The organism is Plesiocystis pacifica SIR-1, from assembly GCF_000170895.1.
Lineage (GTDB): Bacteria > Myxococcota_A > Polyangia > Nannocystales > Nannocystaceae > Plesiocystis > Plesiocystis pacifica.
In genome coordinates this window covers 24,185-42,029 of sequence record NZ_ABCS01000084.1, presented here as the reverse complement: position 1 = coordinate 42,029, position 17,845 = coordinate 24,185, and the positions used below count along the sequence as shown (strand labels likewise).

General features: G+C 71.3%; 15 protein-coding genes. 9 read left to right on the top strand and 6 right to left on the bottom strand.

Going from position 1 to position 17,845, the window contains the following annotated elements; genetic code table 11:
- On the top strand, positions 1–336 hold a 336-nt coding region (locus tag PPSIR1_RS31000), incomplete at its 5' end, for a hypothetical protein (RefSeq protein ID WP_006975183.1).
- A gap of 64 nt (positions 337–400) precedes the next feature.
- Positions 401–919: a PepSY-associated TM helix domain-containing protein gene (locus PPSIR1_RS30995; RefSeq protein ID WP_006975182.1), complete on the top strand. Its 519-nt coding sequence runs from the start codon at positions 401–403 to the stop codon at positions 917–919.
- 12 nt (positions 920–931) lie between these two features.
- Here PPSIR1_RS30995 and PPSIR1_RS30990 read toward each other — a convergent pair whose 3' ends face one another.
- Positions 932–2,302 (bottom strand): saccharopine dehydrogenase NADP-binding domain-containing protein, encoded by a 1,371-nt coding sequence (locus PPSIR1_RS30990; RefSeq protein WP_269744736.1) that lies wholly within the window; start codon positions 2,300–2,302, stop codon positions 932–934.
- A gap of 53 nt (positions 2,303–2,355) precedes the next feature.
- Here PPSIR1_RS30990 and PPSIR1_RS30985 point away from each other — a divergent pair, with 53 nt between their 5' ends.
- The 5 genes from PPSIR1_RS30985 to PPSIR1_RS30965 all read left to right on the top strand — a co-directional run bounded on the left by PPSIR1_RS30985 (position 2,356) and on the right by PPSIR1_RS30965 (position 6,934).
- Positions 2,356–3,333, top strand: a complete 978-nt coding sequence (locus PPSIR1_RS30985; protein WP_006975180.1) for a spermine/spermidine synthase domain-containing protein — start codon at positions 2,356–2,358, stop codon at positions 3,331–3,333.
- 207 nt (positions 3,334–3,540) lie between these two features.
- Positions 3,541–4,137, top strand: a complete 597-nt coding sequence (locus PPSIR1_RS30980; RefSeq protein ID WP_006975179.1) for a TerB family tellurite resistance protein — start codon at positions 3,541–3,543, stop codon at positions 4,135–4,137.
- Positions 4,138–4,145: 8 nt separating this feature from the next.
- Complete coding sequence (locus PPSIR1_RS44345; protein ID WP_157596149.1) at positions 4,146–4,811, top strand: methyltransferase family protein; 666 nt, start codon at positions 4,146–4,148, stop codon at positions 4,809–4,811.
- A gap of 67 nt (positions 4,812–4,878) precedes the next feature.
- Entirely contained in the window at positions 4,879–5,829 is a 951-nt protein-coding gene (locus tag PPSIR1_RS30970; RefSeq protein ID WP_006975177.1) for an AEC family transporter, read from the top strand.
- Positions 5,830–5,869: 40 nt separating this feature from the next.
- On the top strand, positions 5,870–6,934 hold the full coding sequence (locus PPSIR1_RS30965; protein ID WP_006975176.1) for a hypothetical protein: 1,065 nt from the start codon (positions 5,870–5,872) through the stop codon (positions 6,932–6,934).
- A 27-nt stretch (positions 6,935–6,961) separates the two neighbouring features.
- On the opposite strand, the gene PPSIR1_RS30960 is transcribed toward PPSIR1_RS30965, so the two are convergent.
- A complete protein-coding gene (locus tag PPSIR1_RS30960; RefSeq protein ID WP_157596148.1) occupies positions 6,962–7,879 on the bottom strand; it encodes an endonuclease/exonuclease/phosphatase family protein in 918 nt (305 codons plus the stop codon).
- A 101-nt stretch (positions 7,880–7,980) separates the two neighbouring features.
- On the opposite strand from PPSIR1_RS30960, the gene PPSIR1_RS48490 reads away from it, so the two are divergent.
- Positions 7,981–8,346 carry a hypothetical protein gene (locus PPSIR1_RS48490; RefSeq protein WP_045117108.1) on the top strand — a complete coding sequence of 122 codons (366 nt, stop codon included), beginning with the start codon at positions 7,981–7,983 and terminating at the stop codon, positions 8,344–8,346.
- A gap of 326 nt (positions 8,347–8,672) precedes the next feature.
- Positions 8,673–9,773 carry a helix-turn-helix transcriptional regulator gene (locus tag PPSIR1_RS48485; protein ID WP_157596147.1) on the top strand — a complete coding sequence of 367 codons (1,101 nt, stop codon included), beginning with the start codon at positions 8,673–8,675 and terminating at the stop codon, positions 9,771–9,773.
- Between the two features lie 6 nt (positions 9,774–9,779).
- Here the strand turns inward: PPSIR1_RS48485 and PPSIR1_RS30945 are convergent, their stop codons facing one another.
- From PPSIR1_RS30945 to PPSIR1_RS48480, 4 genes are all read right to left on the bottom strand, one after another.
- Positions 9,780–10,697 (bottom strand): YkvA family protein, encoded by a 918-nt coding sequence (locus PPSIR1_RS30945; protein ID WP_157596146.1) that lies wholly within the window; start codon positions 10,695–10,697, stop codon positions 9,780–9,782.
- Between the two features lie 166 nt (positions 10,698–10,863).
- The gene (locus PPSIR1_RS30940; protein ID WP_157596145.1) at positions 10,864–12,840 is read right to left on the bottom strand and encodes a hypothetical protein; all 1,977 of its coding nucleotides are present in this window, start codon (positions 12,838–12,840) and stop codon (positions 10,864–10,866) included.
- Between the two features lie 84 nt (positions 12,841–12,924).
- A complete protein-coding gene (locus tag PPSIR1_RS30935; protein WP_006975169.1) occupies positions 12,925–16,125 on the bottom strand; it encodes an efflux RND transporter permease subunit in 3,201 nt (1,066 codons plus the stop codon).
- Positions 16,122–17,672 (bottom strand): efflux RND transporter periplasmic adaptor subunit, encoded by a 1,551-nt coding sequence (locus PPSIR1_RS48480; protein ID WP_006975168.1) that lies wholly within the window; start codon positions 17,670–17,672, stop codon positions 16,122–16,124. The genes PPSIR1_RS30935 and PPSIR1_RS48480 overlap by 4 nt, the downstream gene beginning before the upstream one ends.
- Positions 17,673–17,845 lie beyond the last annotated feature (173 nt).

Below are 17,845 nucleotides of genomic sequence, written 5' to 3'. Positions count from 1 at the left end.
CGCGAGCGCCAGGCCCAGGCCCAGGCCTGGGAGGCCTACGACGCCGAGCTCGACGACCCCAACATCTCCGCTCCCTTGCGCGAGGAGATCCTCGGCAACTTCGACGCGAGCGCGCCGGTCATGGCGGGGATGCGCAGCTACGAGACCGACTGCCGCGGCGCTCGCTGCATGGTCACCGTGGAGTGGGACAGCTTGGTCGCCGCGCAGCAGGGGATCGACGCGATCATCGCCCACAGCTACCCCGACTGTTCGCGCACCATCTTCCTCACGCCGGAGGCCAACGCCGACGCCGAGGACCCCTACGAGCAGCTCATCGCCATGAATTGCACGGGCTGATCGCCAACCCAGGGGGCTCCCCCTACCGCGGGCGGCCGAGGGTTTGATAGACCCGCTGCCGCCCATGGCGATCGCGCGCAAGACCTACTTCAAGCTGCACAACAGCGCGGGCCTGGCCCTCGCGCTGTTCGTGGTCATCTCGGCGGTCACCGGGGCGCTGCTGACCTTCCGCGGGCAGATCAACACCCTCGAGCAGGGCGCGTTCGAGCGACCGACGGCGCCGGTGGTGGCCGAGCACCTGAGCCTCGAGGCGATCGTCGCCGAGGCCGAGGCCGCCGGCGACGGCTCCCCAGCGACGGACATCAGCCTGGCCCTCGAGCCCACGGACCCCTACCTGGTCTGGCTCGACGACGACGACGAGACCGAGGTCTACCTCGACGGGGCGGGCGAGGTGCTGGCGACGCGCAAGACCAAAAAGGGGCTCACCCGGCTGATCTTCCAGCTGCACACCGGCGAGCTCCTCGGCCTCGCGGGTCAGGGCCTGATGCTGGCGACGGCCCTGGGCCTGCTCGCGCTGGCGTGGTCGGGGGTCGCGATGTGGTGGTCGCGGCGCAAGCCCAAGGCCAAGCCGACGAGGGACTGAGCCGCCGAAGGCTCAGGGCAGGCGGCGCTCGGTCAGGCTGCGCGCCGGGGCGTCGCGGTCCCAGACGATCTCGAAGGGCCCGAGCACGTCGCGGGCCACCCCGAGCAAAGCCTCGCCGTCGACCTCCTCGGGCAGCCACACCCCGGGCTCGAGCTCGCGCTGAACCGTCCAGCCCGCGAGCACGCCGGCGGCGACCTGGAGCTGCACGGCGTTGGTCCCAAACGCGAGCCCGGCGGCCGTGGGCGTGTCCCAGCCGAGCCACAGCTCGCCGAGGCTGCGGCTGCACAGCAGCACGCCGAGGCGGTTGTCGCCGTCGAGGGCGTCGGCGTAGGGCGGGTAGAGCCGGCGCTGCTCCCAGTCGTCGGCGGCCCGCTCCGGCGCGGCGTCGAGGGCCGCCCGGGCGCTCGGGCACATCTCGTAGACGTAGGCGAGCTCGACGGTGGGGTACATCGCGCCGAGGGTGACGAGCTCCTCGTGGGGGACGACGTAGCCCTCGGCGTGCTCGTGGCCGCAGCGGGCGCGGTAGCGGGCGCGGTGCGGGGGGTGGTCGAGGAAGGCGAGCTCACCGGCGGCGGTGTAGGTCGCGCGGGGCTCGAGCAGCTCCTCGAGGGCGGCGTCGGGGCTCCAGGTGCACGCGAACTCGCGGCTCGGGTCGGGGGCGTCCAGGGTGTTGGCGGCGTCGGGGCTGCCCCCGGGGATCCACCGCGTGCTGTCCTTTTCGGTCATCACGATCGCGTGGAGCTCGAGGGCGTCGAGGCTGGGAGGGCGCCCGCTGCGTTGGGCGAGCTCGCGGATGGCCGCGCCGACCATGGCGTTGATGAGCCCGGGGTTCATGCCCATGCTCAGCAGGTGCGCGCCGCCGTGGATGTCGGGCGGGGCGAACAGCTCGCGGGCCCGGGCCATCGCGCCCACGCTGGGGTCGCGCTTGTCGGGGGGCCACAGGTCGTAGCAGGTGGTCAGGTAGGAGGCCCCGCCTTCGGCACACGCGCGCAGGCAGTCCCAGGTGCCCACGTGGGCGACCTCGATGACCTCGTCGACGCCGTGGGCGGCGATCAGCTCGGCGAGGGCGGCCCCGGAGCGGAGGCTCTGCGCGGGCAGCCAGCGCGCCCTGGCACCCAGTTCGGCGATCAGCGGCTGGAGCCGCGGATCGAGCTCGAGGGCGTCGAGGAGCAGCAGCTCGGTGTTCGCCAGCAGCGCGCGGCCGCGCTCGTGGCGTGCGAGGAGGGCCAAGGTCGCGGTCCCCACTCCGCCGGCTGCTCCGAGGACCAGCGCGCGATGGCGCGTCTTCGGTGCCGGCGCTGGTCCGGAGGCAGACAACACGAGAACTCTTGATACCCTGTACGACCTCTCCCTGTCGAGCGGAGCTCCAGAGATTGTCGGCATCCCAACCCAGCAGCCAGCCCCCCCGTTCGTCCTCTGCCTTCGAGTCAGGCGTCATGTACCTCGAAGAGCCCCTGCTCCAGCACGGGCTGAGCATCACCTACGAGGTCGAGAACCTGCAGTGCCACGAGCAGACGGACTTCCAGCACGTGATCATCGGGGAGTCCAAGGCCTACGGCCGGATGCTCTTCCTCGACGGCGTGGTCCAGTCGACGCAGGCCGACGAGGCCATCTACCACGAGACCCTCATCCACCCCCTGATGATCACCCACGGGGACGCCCGCCGGGTGCTCGTGGGCGGGGCGGGGGAGGGCGCGTGCCTGCGCGAGCTGCTGCGCCACTCGAGCGTCGAGCAGATCGTCGCCGTGGACCTCGACGCCCAGGTCATCGAGCTGTGCAAGCAGCACCTGCCCTCGTGGCACCAGGGGGCCTTCGAGGACCCGCGGGTCGAGCTGCGCATCGAGGACGTGCAGGAGACCCTGCGTCGGTCCAAGGCCGCGGGCGAGCGCTGGGACGTCATCGTCCTCGACATCACCGAGCCCGTCGAGGACGGCCCCGCCGTCGACCTGTTCACGGTGCGCTTTTTCGACGAGGTCGCGGCGGCGCTCGCCGACGACGGGATGATCGTGCTCCAGTCTGGCGAGTTCGATCTGGCCGACCTCGACAGCGTGCGCACGGTGTGCACGACGCTCCGGCAGTCCTTCGCGTGGGTCAACGTCGTCCACGTCATGGTGCCCTCCTTCCACTGCATGTGGTGCTTCACCCTGGCGGCGAAGCGGCCCGTGGACATCGCGCCCGCGGATCTGCGCGCGCGCGTCGGGGCGCTCATCGAGGCCAACCTCGACTCCCAGTACGGCCCGCTGCGCTACTACGACGAGCCCCGCCACCTCGCCCTGACCACCCCGCCGCCGATGTTCGCCGAGGTGCTCGAGCGGCCCGGGCGGGTGATCACCGGCAAGGACGACGCGCGGCTGATCACCTACTCGCGCGAGCGGGTCGATCGCGCCCGCATCGAGGGCTACGCCGACGAGTGAGGGTGGTGTCGTTGACAGGTTCGGGCGGCGCTCGAATCTTCGACATGAATTGGCGAGCCCTGACACCGCACCCCTGACTCGGCTCCAGTCCCTGGCCTGGCGGGAGCCAGCTGCGATCGAGACCGTCCTTGACCCCTCCCCGAGGGGCGCGGGATACGGGATCCGATCATGCTGTATCTCATCATCTATGGCACTAGAGGTGTCCGCATGCGCGGCGACAGTGGCAGCTTTCACTGCCCCGAATGCCGCAGCCAGCGGAGCTACACCCACCACAAGGTCCGGCGCTTCTTCACGCTCTACTTCATCCCCCTCATCCCCCTCGACCTGCTCGGGGAGTACATCGAGTGCGATCTGTGCGTCGGCACCTTCCACCCCGACGTGCGCCACTTCCAGGCCCAGCTGCAGGGAGACCGGCGCCAGGTCGAGGCCGAGTTCCAGACCGCGATCAAGCGCGTGATGGTGATGATGTGCCTCGCCGACGGGGTCGTCGACGACGACGAGATCGAGACCATCAAGCAGGTCTATGGGCGCATCGCCAAGCGCGAGATCAGCGACGAGGAGGTCAGCGACGAGATCGTCGCGGCGATGCAGGACAGCCGCTCGGTCCACGAGTACCTGCGCGGGGTGGTCGGGCGGATCAACGACAAGGGCAAGGAGCTCGTCGTCCAGGCGGCCTTCTTCGTGGCCGCGGCGGACGGGGAGTTTCAGGACGAGGAGCAGGAGCTGCTCGCCGACATCGGCGAGGCCCTCGAGCTCCGCTCGGGGCACTTCAACCAGATCATCGACGAGCTGTTGGCGGACTGATGGCCCGGATGGCTCGCTTGCCTCGGGCCGCGCTCGCCGTCGGGCTCAACGCCCTCGTGCTCGGGCCGGCGCTCTTGCTCGCCACCCTCGAGCGCGCGCCGGCCCTCGCCTTCTTGGCCCTGGTCAGCGCCTTCGCGGGCTTCGAGGCCCTCGGGGCCGAGGGCCAGGACCGGGCCCTCGACGCGCGCGAGGGCCTGCCCCGCGCCGAGCTGGCCACGGCGCTGACGACCCTGGGGCTGTTTTGGCTGGCCCCGCTCACGGCCCAGCCGGCGCCGCCCTGGTCCGCCGTGGTCGCGGGCGCGGGGCTCATGGCGGTCGGCGTCGCCCTGCGTCACCGGGCCATGGGCGCCCTCGGAGCGGGCTTTGTGTCGGAGGTCCGGGCCGCGCGGCGGCTGGTGCAGCGCGGGCCCTACCGCTACGCGCGGCACCCCTCGGAGCTCGGCCTGCTCGCGCTGACCCTCGGGGCCGGGGTGATGCTCGCCAGTGTCGTGGCCGTGCTCGCGTGGGCGGCGGTGCTCGTGCCGCTGGTGGTCTGGCGCATCCGCGCAGAAGATCGGGCGCTGCGGGCCTGCTTTGGCCGAGACTACGAGGACTACGCCCGCCGCGTCGGGGCGCTCGGATCCTTCGGGGTCGCAGGCTCGGGCGGGCCGAAGGGGCCGAAGGACTCAGGGTGAAGCCTGCGCGGTGTTGGGCCGGCGCGGTCCACCCTATACTGCCCGCCGCGGCCGCGCCCGCCTGCCCATGCCCAGCTGGCTCCTCGCAACCCTCGCCCTGCTCGCGCCCGCCTTGCTCGGGATCCTGGCGGGCGCGCTGAGCCTGTTCGACGAGCCCGAGCGGGCCATCGACAACCTCAACCGCTTCGCCCTGAGCTTCGCCTTCCCGGCGCTGATCTGGACGGGCATCGCGGGCTCGGACTTTGGCGCGCCGACGCAGCTGGGCTTTTGGCTGGTGGTCCCCGGGGTGCTGCTGGTGAGCGTCGCCCTCGCGCGGGCGCTGGCGCCTCGGCACGCGAGCACGCTGGCGCTGGTGTGCGCGTTTGGAAACGTCGCCTACCTCGGCCTGCCCATCGTCGAACAGGTCCTGGGCGCGGAGGTGATGGGCACGGCCTCGCTGGCCACGGGCATCCACGTGACCTTGGCGCTGACCGTCGGTCCCTACCTGCTTTTGCGCTGGGACCCGGGGCGAGGGGACTCGGCGAGCGCGGCAAGAGCCCCGCCGATGCAGCTGCTGCGCCAGCCGCTGCTGTGGGCCCCGCCCCTGGGCTTCGCGGCCCACGCCCTCGGCCCCGAAGCGCGCGCGGCCGCGGTCTCGGTGCTCCAGCCCCTCGGTCGCGCGGCCGCGCCCGTGGCCCTGTTCGTCCTCGGGCTCTACCTTGCCTGCCACCGCCATCGGCTGCGCAGCCTGGGCCTCGGCGACGCCCTGCACGTCGTGTTCAAGCTGCTCGCGATGCCCGCGCTGACCTTCGCTGCGGCCTGGGGCGCGCACCGCTTGGGCTGGCTCGGCCTCGCGCAGGCCCAGGTGCTGTGCCTGCTGTCGACGATGCCCGCCGCGATCACGACCTTCGCCATCGCCAAGGGGGCGCAGCGCGGGACCGAGGCCATCGCCAGGGCGATCGTCCTGACCACCCTCGTCTCCGGGCTGACCATCCCCTGCGCGGCCTACCTGGTGACGACCTGGCTGCCCACGTGGTGAGGCCTTCGCAGCCCTCGCCGACATGCCTTAGGATCTGGGCGTGGCCGACTCCGCCGGGCGACCGTGGTCGCGGACCAACCAGCTGACCCTCGCCGCCGCCGAGCGCCTGGGCGTCGAGGTCCGCGGCCTCGGCAGCGAGCACAGCGATTTTTTCATGGTCCTGCGCGCCCCCGGCCGGCCGGAGGTGTTGATCAGCAAGACCCGCTCGCCCTTCCTGACCCAGGTCGCGCAGACCCTGAGCAACAATAAATTCCTGTCGCGCGAGCGCCTGGCCAGCCGCGGCGTCCCGGTGGTCCCGCAGCGGCTGTTCGACGAGGGCTGGGATCCCCGCAGCGTCGACGGGGCTCGGGCCGCGGCGAAGGAGTGGCTCGAGGCCCACGGCGAGCTGGTGCTCAAGCCCAACGGGGGCAACCGCGGCGTCGGGGTGGTCTCGGGGGTGCGCGATCGTTCGGGCTTCGAGGCGGCCTACGCCTTCGCCCGCGCCCTCGACCGGGACGAGGAGGTCGTCGCCGAGCCCTACCTGCCCGGGGTGAACGTGCGCGTGGCCGTGGTCGGCGGGCGCGCCCTCGCGGCAGCCATCGTCCAGCGGCCCGCGCTCATCGGCGACGGCGCCCGCGACTGCGCCGCGCTCTTGGCCGAGCTCGACGCCGACCCACGCCGGGCGACGTGGGAGCGGCGCGAGCTCCTGCCCCTCGATCGCTTCGACCCCGAGATGGTCGCCGAGCGCCTGGCGGCCTCGGGCCGCGTCGCCGAGGACGTGCTCGCCCCCGGTGAGCGCGTCGAGCTGAGCTTCGAAGAGGCCGAGGTCGTCGACTGCACGGACACGCTGCACCCGGGCTGGCGACGCTGCGCCGAGCAGGCCGCGGCGGCCCTGGGCGTGGACGTGGGCGGCGTGGACCTGCGCGGCCTCCCGGAGGCCTTGTTCGAAGCGGGGCCGGTCCCGGGCGCGCACGCGGCCTGCGTCCTCGAGGTCAACGTGTTGCCCGCGCTGCACCTGCACGCGCTGCCGACCAGGGGCCAGCCGCGGCCGGTGTTCGAGGCCTTCGTCCGCTACTGCGTTCAGCTCCCGGGGGCGCCGGCGCCCTGCGCTTCCATCGAGCTGTGAGCGGGCGCGGACTTCGGACACGCGGTACTAAGCCCCGCGCAGCCGGACTCGGGCCAACAGGGGGCGGTGATCCGAGAGCCGCAGGTCGACGGCCTCGACCCCCGAGAACTCGAAGGCCTTCGAGATCAGCACCCAGTCCAGGCGGCGGTCGGGGCTGGGCCCGGGGCCGGGGAAGGTGACCATGGGGCCCGTGGGCTCGAAGGCCTCGAGCTCGAGGTCGCGGGCGAGCAGGCGCGTGGCTCCGCCTTCGCGCCAGTCGCTGTTGAGGTCGCCGGCCACGATCACCGGGCGGCCGCGCTGGCGGATCAGCGCGGCGAGCTCTCGGACCTGGCGTCGGCGCTGGCTGGCGCGGGCGAAGTCGGTGTGCACGGAGACCACGTCGAACTCGAGCTCGGGCGCGCCCGGCCAGCGCAGCGAGCTGATCACGAAGCCCTTGCGGAAGGTCGGCGGCGTGGGGGCGAAGGTGTGGGCCCAGGCCTGCTCGAGGGGCCAGCGAGACAGCAGCGCGGTGCCGTAGCGCAGGCCTCCGCCGTCGACGTTGCAGGCCCGGGTCACGTAGGGCAGGCCGCTGTGCTGGGCGAGGAAGGCGACGTGATCGAAGCGCCCGCTCCACCACGAGGAGGCGTCGGCCTCTTGCACGCACGCGAGGTCGGCGTTGGCCTCGGCGATCCACGCCGCGATTCCCCGCAGGTTCGCCCGCAGGGTCTCGGGCTTCGTGAGCAGCTGGTGGGCCCCCACGCCCCGGCCGTGGGCCAGGTTCGCGCTGACCAGGGTGAGGGCTTCGGGCGTGGGCGCGGGCTCGGGCTCGGGCCCGTGGCGCTCGATCGTCGCGGGCAGGCTGCGCTCTCCTCGAGCCTGAGTCAGCGCGCGAGCGAGGCGAGCGGCAGCGCGTCGCCGCCTGGATCGGCCTCCACTCGAGCTTGGCTTCGATGGCTCCGAGGGCACGTCTGAAAGGGTGATGCCGCGGGCGAGGACTCGCAAGGGCTGCGCGCTCGATCTGGTTTTCGTTCGTCAGATCCTCCGCGGCCCGTGACACTGTGGCTGCGGTGCTCGACCTCCACGCCAGCTCGAGTCTCGCCGGGGCCGATCCCGGATGGTCCTTGCCAGCCCCGGTCGGCGACCCCACCGGGGGCGTGGCCGCCCTGCTGATCGCGCTGACGCTGATCCACCTCGCGCTCCGGGGCCTCGATCGTCTGGGGCTGATCGCGTACCGGGGCCTCGCGCTGCGCCGCGGGCTGGCCCAGGCCGCCGTCGCCCTCAACGCCATCTTCCAGCCGCACACCCAAGACCCCGAGCAGGAGGAACGCATGACCATTCAAATGCGCGAGGAGGACGACACCGACGGCCCCGGCCTGGACCCGCCCCCCGAGGCCCTGGACGTCGAGCACTTCCCCGACGACCAGCTCCGCTAGCGAGCTGCCGAAGGTCGGGTGTACAGCATCTCGAAGGGTTAGCTCCCGGGCTTTGGTTACCTCGACGTCGGCTACTCTCGAGGCGGCGCCTACTCGCCCTCGGGCAACGCGGTGAGGGTGCGCGACGAGGACCTCCAGTACGCGAGCAGCGGCACGCTGCAGGCGTCCGCGACCCACATTCGCAAGCGGCCCTGAGCGCGTCGTCGAGGGCCTTGGCGCTCGGCGGCAGCTGGCCCGGAGCGCCGCGGCGCGGGGACGGGGAGCGGCGCGCGAGTTTGCATGACGAGTTCCGGGCGTCGTGGACATCGCGGTTGCTGACGATGTCCATGCACGCCGAGTCCCTGTCCCGGCCGCTGAGTCCGCTGCGCGATCACCCGAGCTTTGTCCGCGACACCCTGGGCCTGCTCGCCGAGGCCGTGCCGCACGACATGCTCTCCTACAACGAGGTGCCCCAGCAGTGGCGGGTCGACCCGAGCGAGGGGGAGGCGGCGGCGGGGATGATGGTCTGGGCGCCCGCCGCTCCGACCACGAGCTTGAACGTGGACGACCAGCAGGCGCTCGCGCTCCGCTACCTGCACGAGCACCCGGGTCGGCTGCGTCGCGGGCAGCCGGTGGTCCGCAACCGCGACCTGTGCCCGCCCGAGCGATGGCACCGGACGACGCTCTACAACGAGCTCCATCGCCCCCTCGACATCGAGGCGCAGTGTCTCGTGTACCTCCCGGCGCCCTCGGGGCTCGAGCTCGTCATCGCCTATAGCCGGGCGCGGGGGAGCTTCTCCGACGCGGAGCTCGAGCGGCTGTCCGCGCTCCAGCGTGGGCTGTCGCAGACCGTCCTCGACCACTGGCGCTACCTCGAGCTGCAGACCGAGCGCGCGCTGTGGCGGACCCTCGCCGAGGGGGAGGCCCGGGGGGTCGTCTACCTCGACCGCTGCGCCCGGGTGGCTTGGGCGAGCCCCCAGGCCTGCGCCTTGCTGCGCGAGTACGACTTGGCCCTCGCGGGAAGCCAGCTGCCGAAGGCCCTGAAGGAGTGGCTGGCCCCCGTCTACCGTGGACGCCGCGAGACCCTGCCTGGCTTCCAGCGTCGCGGTCAGGGGCGGGTGCTCGCGGTCGAGCTGCACCCGGCGCAGGAGCCCCACGGCGGCGGCATGCTGACCATCGAGGCTCGCGCCTTGCCCCGCGCCGAGCTCCCGCAGGCCGTGGCCGACCATGTGCCCCAGCTCGTGGACGGCCTGGGCCTGACGCCGCGGCAGGCAGAGGTCGCGCTGTGGATGAGCTGCGGCAAGACCAACGCGGAGATCTCGACGATCCTCTCGATCCGCCCGGCGACGGTCAAAAAGCACGTCGAGCGCATCCTGGACCGGCTCGGCGTCGAGAACCGAACCGGCGCCGCCAAGCGCGTCCACGACGTCGTGGGGGCCTGGGCCTAGCCTGAACTAGTTGATGCCCTCGAGCACGACCTCGACGGCGCGGGCGATGAAGTTCCCGTCTGCCGCGCCGCCGGTCAGGACCACCCGGTGGTGCAGGGCGCCGATCAGCATCGACACCGCCAGCTCGATCTCGTCGGCGTTGAGCTCGACGCCGCAGCTCAGGGCCACGCGCAGGGCCTCGTCGAGCTCGGCGGTGGCCTGGTCGAGGAGGGCGGTGCGGGCCGCGTCGTCGGCGGCGGCGAGCTTGGCGGCGAGGGACTCGAGGGCCTCGCAGATCTCCCCGCCGGCGATGTCCACGGGCTGGAGCACGAAGCCGAGCCGGGCGTCGACGAGGTCCTCGACGGACAGACCGGTGAACGAGGTCTGGGCCGTGTTGAACTGGAAGTTGCCGGCGTGCTCGCTGACCTTGGCGATGAGCTCGTCGATGGGGGTGTTGGACAGCGAGAGCATGACGAGCTCGTCGAGCACGTCGGCGAGCTGCTCCCCGATGATGTCGCAGACCACGGCGTCGAGGGCCGTGAGGTCGTCCTTGACCAGGACGTGGCCGGACTCTTCCGACAGCCGGCGCGAGACCAGCTGGAGGATGCGCAGGGTGAAGTAGGCGTCGTCGAGCAGGCCGAGCACGCCGAGGTGGTCGGGGACCAGGTCCTCCTCCTCGTCCCAGTACGCGACGGAGGCGGCGATGACCTGGGTCATGACCGCCTCGACGGGGGTGCCCACGGCGGACTTGGCCGCGGCCGAGAGCAGCAGGGGGACGCTGCGGATGTAGCCTTCGAACAGCTCGAGGGCCTCGCGGCGCTCGGTCTCGCCGAGGGTCTCGCCGCGCTCGCGGGCGCGCTCCTCGAGCAAGTTGGCCAAGTGTCCGTCCTTCGCCTCGATGGCGATGGCGGTGTCGATCATCTCGTTGAGCTTGGCGGTCTCCATGCGCGAGCAGCCGATGTACCACACCCCACCCGGGCGCTGGCTGCGAGTTGGGGCGGGGTCCATCACGTCGACCCGGCGATCGGGCGGGGCGCTGGCTCCCCGTGGCTCCCCGCGCCTCCCCGCGCCTCTCCATGGCTCCAGGGGCCCCCAGTGGTGAAAATGCGGCTCAGGGGGCTGCCGGGGCGGCGTGAGCGACGAACAGGTACGCTCCCTCGACCTCCAGGCGCAGCCGGGTCCGGAAGCTGAGCAGGTCGGCGCTCGGGTCCTCGCCGGTGCCAAAGCGGAACGCGACCTCGCGGTGCTCGAGGGCGTCGTCGATGATCAGCCGTCGGGGCCCAGGCTCAGCTCCGCGCGCGGGCAGGGGGACCACGGCCACGTCGACGCCGAGATCGCCCTCGACGGTCATGGCCACGCGGTCGCCCCGCGGGTGGATCGCGTAGCCGCGGATGTGGCTGTCTTGGTTGAGCACCGGCGTCCAGGTGATGGTCTCGAGGGGCACGGTCGCGGTCGTGGGGGCGAGGGCCGTCTCGGGCAGCTCGTCCCCGCCGGCTTTCTCGGGCGACTCCTCGCCAAATAGCTCGGCCTCGATGGCGGCCCACGGCCGACCCAGGTCCACGCGGGTCAGGGCGTAGTCGACCTCGTTGATGTACCAGCGGTAGACGAAGGCGGGGGCCTCGTCCGTGCCCGGGATGCGCTGAATCTCCCGGCTCCAGGGGTTGAGCTCGGGGTCGCCGGGGTCGGCGAGGGGCACGAGCAGCACGCGCTCGGGGTGCTGGCGATCGAGGACCGCGAGGGCCTCGGTGTCGTCCTCGAAGTCCACGAGCACGCCGACGCGCCGGCCCTCGTCGTCGAGCCAGATCAGCGAGGAGGAGTTGTCGGCCTGGAGCCCGGCGCCCAGGCGCGTGGTGTTGCCCTCGGGGTCGACCACGTCCACGACCAGGGCGCCGTCGACCACGTCGCGGGTCGCGACGCCCCTTCGGTGGACCGAGAAGTAGCTGTCGGTGTGCTCGCTCAGGGCGTACTTGGCCACCGAGCGCAGGCCGCAGGCCCCGAGGCTGGGGTCGCTGGGGTCGAAGGCGAACAGCTGGCCCTCGCCGTAGTCGTCGAGCAGGAACAAGGCGTCACCGGCGGCCGAGACCTCGAAGCGGGCCAGCTCGCGCCGGGGCCCGCCGCCGCCCATGAACTCCGGGCAAGGGACGCGGGCGTCGACCTGGGCGGGCGCGCCGGCGGGGATGGCCGAGTAGGTGTAGAGCGGCGCGAACTCGACGGCGAGCTCGTCCCGGCGCAGCTTGGGGCGGGCCTGGGTGCTGCGCACGAGCATGCGGCCGTCGGCCAGGGGGAACACCGAGGCGCCCTCGAGGGCGTGGACCAGGGGCACGGCCCGCTGGCTCGAGCCGCGGACCTCGATGGCCTCGATCTGTTCGCGCTCGCGGTCGGCGAAGCCGGCGGCCTTGAGCTCGAGGCGCTCGTTCTTTTCGAGGGCCTCGATGGCGTGGAGGAGCTTCAGGCGCAGGGTCTGGGTCGCCGTCGAGGGCGACTGGGCGTCGAGGGTGGGCGCGAGCTCGGGCTGGGCGAACAGGGCGCGCAGGGCCTTGGCCCCGGTGCCGACCTCGACGTCCCGGGCGCCCTCGTGGACGTCGCGGCCGCTGAGCTCCGTGGTCAATACGTGGGGGCCGGCGAAGTCGCCGATGCTGATCACCCCAAAGCGTACGCGGTCGGGGATGCTCGCGGGGTCTTGGTGGCCCAGGGCCGCGTCCGTCGAGAACTCGAGGCCGAGGCTGGCGAGCTCGAAGCGCTGGGGCTCCTCGACGACGACGAAGCCGTAGCCGAAGCGATCGGCGAAGGCGAGCATGGCCTGGAGGTCGACCTCGCCGGGGTCGTCGTAGCCCTCTTCTTGCTCGACGATCTGGTCTTGCCAGGCTTCGAAGCTCCCGCCGACGGCCTCGAAGCCGAGCTCGGCGGTGTAGGCGTGGAGGTCGACGGTGCGATCGGCGACGATCATGAGCCGGTGGGCGACCTCGGGCTCGCCGGTCCCGGAGGTCCCGAACGCGAAGTAGATCCCAGCCGCGATCCCGACGGCCGCGAGGACGCCGATGATGACCTTGTTGCGATTGCTCGACTCGAGCTCTTGCATCTCTTTCATGGCGACCTCCGGCGTGCGGCCGCCACCGTAGCAGAGCCCCGACGCCACCGGGCGCCGGGAACTCTGACTCGTAGACTGTGAATGTCACGGCTTCGGGTCGGCCGCGCTAGAACGCTGGCCAGCGCCCACGCGGCTCCCATCCTGCCTCGCCTCGAGCGCCGGCGCGAGCACGGGGTGCGCAGCTTCGTCCGCGCCATCTCCTCGTTCAGAGCCCAGGAGTCCAAGGTCCGTCAAGATCACGTAGGCCGCCGGGAGCAGCACCAGGACCAGGACGGTGCTGGCCGCGAGGCCGAACACGATGCTGGTGGCGACGGGGATCAGCATTTGGGCTTGGCGGCTGGTCTCGAACATCAAGGGCACGAGGCCCGCGATGGTCGTCGCCGAGGTCAGGAACACGGCCCGGAAACGGGCTCGGCTGGCGCTCTGGGCCGCGTCGACCGGGGAGAGGCCGGCGGCCCGCGCTCGCTTGATGAACAGCATCAGCAGGATCGAGTCGTTGACGACGATCCCTGCGAGGGAGACGAAGCCCAGAGCAGCCTGTGAGCTGAGCGTCGAGCCCAAGAGCAGGTTGCCCACGACGACGCCCACGAAGGCGAAGGGGATCGCCAGCATGACCAGCAGGGGCTCGACGTAGGTCCGCAGCTGGAGGCTCAGGACCACGAAGATCGCGACCAGCCCCAGGATCGCCCCGCGGGCCATCGAGCCCATGGTCTCGGCCGAGGCCTCCAGCTCACCACCGATCGAGAATTGAAGATCGGGGTTGTCCGACCTGAGCCGGGGCAATAGCTCCTCGGAGAACTGAGCCATGAGGGCATCGAGCTCGAGCTGCTCGCGGTCGAGCTCTCCCGTCACCGTCACGGTTCGCATGCCCTGGCGGCGGCTCACCTTGCCGTAGCTTCGGGTCTCCTCGATGTAGGCTAGCGAGCCGAGGGGCACCTGGCCGTCGCTCGTCGTGATGGAGAGGGTCTCGAGGTCGGCGATGGTGTCCCGCTGGAGTCGGTCCAGCTCGACGAAGACCTCATACTCCTGGTTGTCTTTGTAGAGGGTCTCGACGGACACCCCCGACAGGGCCGCCCTGATCTGCTTCGCCAAGTCTGCGCCGGTCAGCCCCGGTGAGCCGACCCCGGGGCGCAGGCGCACGAGGAGCTGGGCCGTGCCGAACTCGAGGTCGTCGGAGATGTCGGTGACCGCGGCGAACTGCGAGAAATACTGCTCGACCTCCTCGGCGATGAGATCGAGGCGCTCGAGCTCCCCACCTTGGATGCGGACCTCGATGGCGTTTCCCGCCGGCCCGCGCCTCCCACCGGCGCCAAACTTTGTCGCCACGGCGTTGGGCACGGGGCCGAGCGCCTCGCGCCACAGCGCCGAGAACTCGCCAGTGCTCGTGTTTCGTCGTTCGACGCTGAGCAAGTCGACGGAGACCGTGGCCAGGTGCGGTCCAGAGCCGTCGACGTCGGCGTTGTAGTTGTAGCGAGTCGTGACGTTGTGGACCAAGTCCTGGGCGCCGGGTTGTTGGGCGCGCAGCTCCTCCGAGACCGCGAGGGCGGCCGCCTCGATGCGCTCGACCTCGCGCTTGGTCGCTTCGAGGGAGGTCCCTGCCGGCATCTCGAGGCGCGCCTCGACCACGTCGCCCTCGGTGTCGGGGAAGGCTCGGTAGCGCAGCTTTCCGCCCTGGACAGCCCCGAGCGATCCAAGGAAGAGGACGATGGCGAGGCCCACGGCGGCGTAGCGATGGCGGATGGCCAGGTCGACGAAGCGGCCCATCGCGCGCTCACGCACGAACTCGAAGCCGGCGTTGAAGCGCCTGCGCACCCCCGCTTCGCTCCGCTGCTCTCGCAGCGAGTGGCCCAGGTGGTTGGGGAGGATCAAGAAGGCTTCGATCAGGCTCACGGCCAGGACCGCGATGAGGACCGTGGGGATGACCTGGAGCGTTCGGCCGATCGGGCCGTCGATGGCGGACAGCGGCACGAACACACAGATCGTGGTTGCGAACGAGGAGAGCACCCCGCCCGCGACCTCTGAGACGCCCTGGACGGCCGCCTCCAGGGGGGCACGGCCTGCGCGCAGGTGGGTGGCGACGTTCTCCGACAAGACGATGGCGTCGTCCATCAGCAGCCCGATGGCGATCAGCAGGGCCATCATCGTCATCATGTTCAAGGAAAGGCCCAGCGCGGACATCACCCACAGCGCGCCGAGGAAGGAGACGGGGACCCCAGCCGAGACCCAAAAGGCGAGGCGAAGATCGAAGAACAGCCACAGGGTCGAGAACACGAGGGCGAGGCCCAGGGCGCCGCTCCCGAGCAGCAGGCTCAGGCGCTCTTCGATCACCGACGCGTTGTCCGAGGTGATCGTGAACACGACCCCGTCGGGCTTGATCGCCTCTTGCCCGGCGATAAATTCCTCGACGGCACGGAGCACGTCGAGGCTGTCCTCGGTGCTCGCTTTGCTGACGACCAGGAGGCCCGCGCGCTCGCCGTTGATGTAGGTCTGCTCCTCCTCGACGGAGAAGGCGTTCACGACGGTAGCGACATCGCCGAGTGAGACCTCGGCCCCCGCGTCGCTCGTGGCCACGACGAGGCTGCGCAGCTGGGCCGGCGTGATCCGCTTGTCGTCATAGCGGACGAGCATGGTCCGGCCGCGCATCTCCAGCTGGCCCAGGGGCGTGTCGAGGCTCTGGGCGGAGATCGCGTCTGCGATCTCCGAGACGCCGAGGCTGTATCGAGCGAGGGCGGCCTCATCGATGGAGATCTGCAGGCGGCGATCGGAGAAGCCGGCGATGCTGACTTGGGACACCTCGTCACGGGCGAGCAGCCTCCGCTCGAGGCGCTCGAGGTAGAGCTCGAGGTCTCGGCCCGACATCGGCCCAGTGACCGCGACCGAGACCACGCTCCGGGTTCGAGTGCGCGCGGCGACCGTCGGCTCGTCCATGTCGCTGGGGAAGTCGGTGATCGTGTCGATCGCCGCTTGGATCTCGGCGAGCATGTCCTCGACCTCCTCGCCGTCGGCGATCTCAACGGAGACCGTGGCCGAGCCTTCCCGCGCCTCTGTCGTGATCGTGCCGACACCGTCGAGGCCGCCGAGCACGTCCTCGACGCGGGCGACGACGAGCTCGTCCATCGTCTCGGCGTCGGCCCCCGAGTGCGAGGCCCGGATCTCGATCACCTCCGCTTCGAATTCCGGGAAGGTCTCGCGCTGGAGCTTGGGCAGCGCCAGGAGCCCGGTCAGCAGCAAGACGACCATGAACAGGTTGGCGGCCGTCGGGTGCCGGGCGAAGTACGCGATCACTGGGCCTCTCCCGGGTTGCTGGCGGCGCGCTCGCCCGAGCTCGGGGCGGGCCCGGCGACGAGTTCGGCCAGGCGTGAGCTCTCGAATGCATCGACGCGCGGAGCGACGCGCATGCCATCGACCGCTGGCGCGACCTCGCTGACGGTGACCCGCTCGCCAACCGCGATACCCTCCGCGACGCACACGAAGGACTCCTGGCTCCAACCGATCTCGACCTCGCGGATCTCGAGGCGATCGTCCTCGTCGACGACGTAGACCCGTCCTTCGTGGACCGCCTCGGTGGGCAGCGCGAGGCAGCCGGGCTTGGGCTCGCCGATGAACTCCACGGACACGTGCATGCCCGAGCTCAAGTGGACATGGCGAGAGCCCGAGCGGCGCAGCTCGTGGTCGATTTCGACGACGACGCCCGAGGTCCGGGTCTGCGAGTCGACCCCGGCGAAGCGGCCAAAGCGAGCCGGCCAGGACGCTTCGATCCCCGCCGTGCGCAGGTGGACGGTCGGGTGGACATGCTCGGCGATGCTGCTGATCCATCCTCCGCGGCGGCGGCCCTGCGCGCCCCTCGTTTGGCCGCTGGTGACGGGCCCGGTGCCCTCCACCCCATCCGCGGGTGAGGGCGGGGGCTGAGGCTCGTCGCCGAGGCTGCGGTCTTCGGCAGGCGAGTCGCGACCGGCGAGCGCGCGGTCTTCGAGGGGCCGCGGAGGCGGCTCGGGTCGAGCTGGCAAGAGCGGGTCGATGCCGCCGATGGGGAGCCGCGCCGTGACCTCGAGGGTGTCCAGGCCCTCTCCGACCACCAACACCTGTGACCCGGATACGGTCTGGCCCGTCGTCACGTGGAGCTCGGTGACCCGCATGGTGAAGGGGGCGACGATCTTGGTCCGCGTCAGCTCGAGCTCGGCTCCGGTGACTCCTGCGTTGACCTCTTCGAGCTGAGCCGCGAGGATCCGTCGCTCCGCAGGCAGCTCAGCGAGGGTGTTGTTCAGCGCCAGGACCGACTTCTCCGCGCTGAGCACCGCGGACTCCGCGGCCTCCACCTCGCTGAGCGAGGCGCTCCCCTGGCGGTAGAGGAGCTGCGTCCGCTCGAGATCTCGGTTGACGAGCGCCAGGGCTTTTTCCTCGATCTCGAGGCTCGCCTTGGTGCTCTTTTCCCGTACCTCGATCTCGTGAATCTGCGCCTTGACCGCTTTCGCGCTCGCCTGTGTGCGCCTCTTTTCGAGCTCGAGCTCCTCCGGGTCGATCTCGAACAGCAAGGTCCCCGCGCGCATCAACCGTCCGACTTGGAGGTTCGGGTCCATCCCGACGATCGTCCCGCCGACTGCCGCGACCCCCTCCCAGCTCCGCGCAGCTGCGACCTCGCCGTAGCCGGTCACCCGGGGCACCGCCTCGGTCTCGCGGACCTCGATGACGCGAACCGATTGGCCCCGATCTCGCTTGCTCTCCGTCCGCGGCCGCTGCTGCGTTTGGCTCAGCCACAGGTAGAGGCCGACGCCGAGCGCGGTGAGCCCGGCGAGTGTGGTCGCGCGGATGAGTGGAGAGTCGGAGCGCTGCATGGGCCGCCTAGAGTGTTCTTTCGGCGGCGCCGCTCGACAGCGCAGCGCAGGTAAGCCCGAAGTAAAGTCATTGTCTCGTAGACTCGTAGACCCCGGCGCTCGAGTGGCGTCGGGACTCCGGGCGACCGACTACGACTTCGCGTACCTCTGCCCTACGTCTCCGGGTGTTCTCG

What these genes read in the sequence shown, in the direction of transcription:
- PPSIR1_RS30970 (WP_006975177.1), top strand. Translation starts at nt 4,879, where the DNA reads ATGCCCAGCTGGCTCCTCGCAACCCTCGCCCTGCTCGCGCCCGCCTTG.
- PPSIR1_RS30995 (WP_006975182.1), top strand. Translation starts at nt 401, where the DNA reads ATGGCGATCGCGCGCAAGACCTACTTCAAGCTGCACAACAGCGCGGGC.
- PPSIR1_RS48485 (WP_157596147.1), top strand. Translation starts at nt 8,673, where the DNA reads ATGCACGCCGAGTCCCTGTCCCGGCCGCTGAGTCCGCTGCGCGATCAC.
- PPSIR1_RS44345 (WP_157596149.1), top strand. Translation starts at nt 4,146, where the DNA reads ATGGCTCGCTTGCCTCGGGCCGCGCTCGCCGTCGGGCTCAACGCCCTC.
- PPSIR1_RS30940 (WP_157596145.1), bottom strand. Translation starts at nt 12,840, where the DNA reads ATGAAAGAGATGCAAGAGCTCGAGTCGAGCAATCGCAACAAGGTCATC.
- PPSIR1_RS30990 (WP_269744736.1), bottom strand. Translation starts at nt 2,302, where the DNA reads ATGCCGACAATCTCTGGAGCTCCGCTCGACAGGGAGAGGTCGTACAGG.
- PPSIR1_RS48480 (WP_006975168.1), bottom strand. Translation starts at nt 17,672, where the DNA reads ATGCAGCGCTCCGACTCTCCACTCATCCGCGCGACCACACTCGCCGGG.
- PPSIR1_RS30985 (WP_006975180.1), top strand. Translation starts at nt 2,356, where the DNA reads ATGTACCTCGAAGAGCCCCTGCTCCAGCACGGGCTGAGCATCACCTAC.
- PPSIR1_RS30980 (WP_006975179.1), top strand. Translation starts at nt 3,541, where the DNA reads ATGCGCGGCGACAGTGGCAGCTTTCACTGCCCCGAATGCCGCAGCCAG.
- PPSIR1_RS30945 (WP_157596146.1), bottom strand. Translation starts at nt 10,697, where the DNA reads ATGGAGACCGCCAAGCTCAACGAGATGATCGACACCGCCATCGCCATC.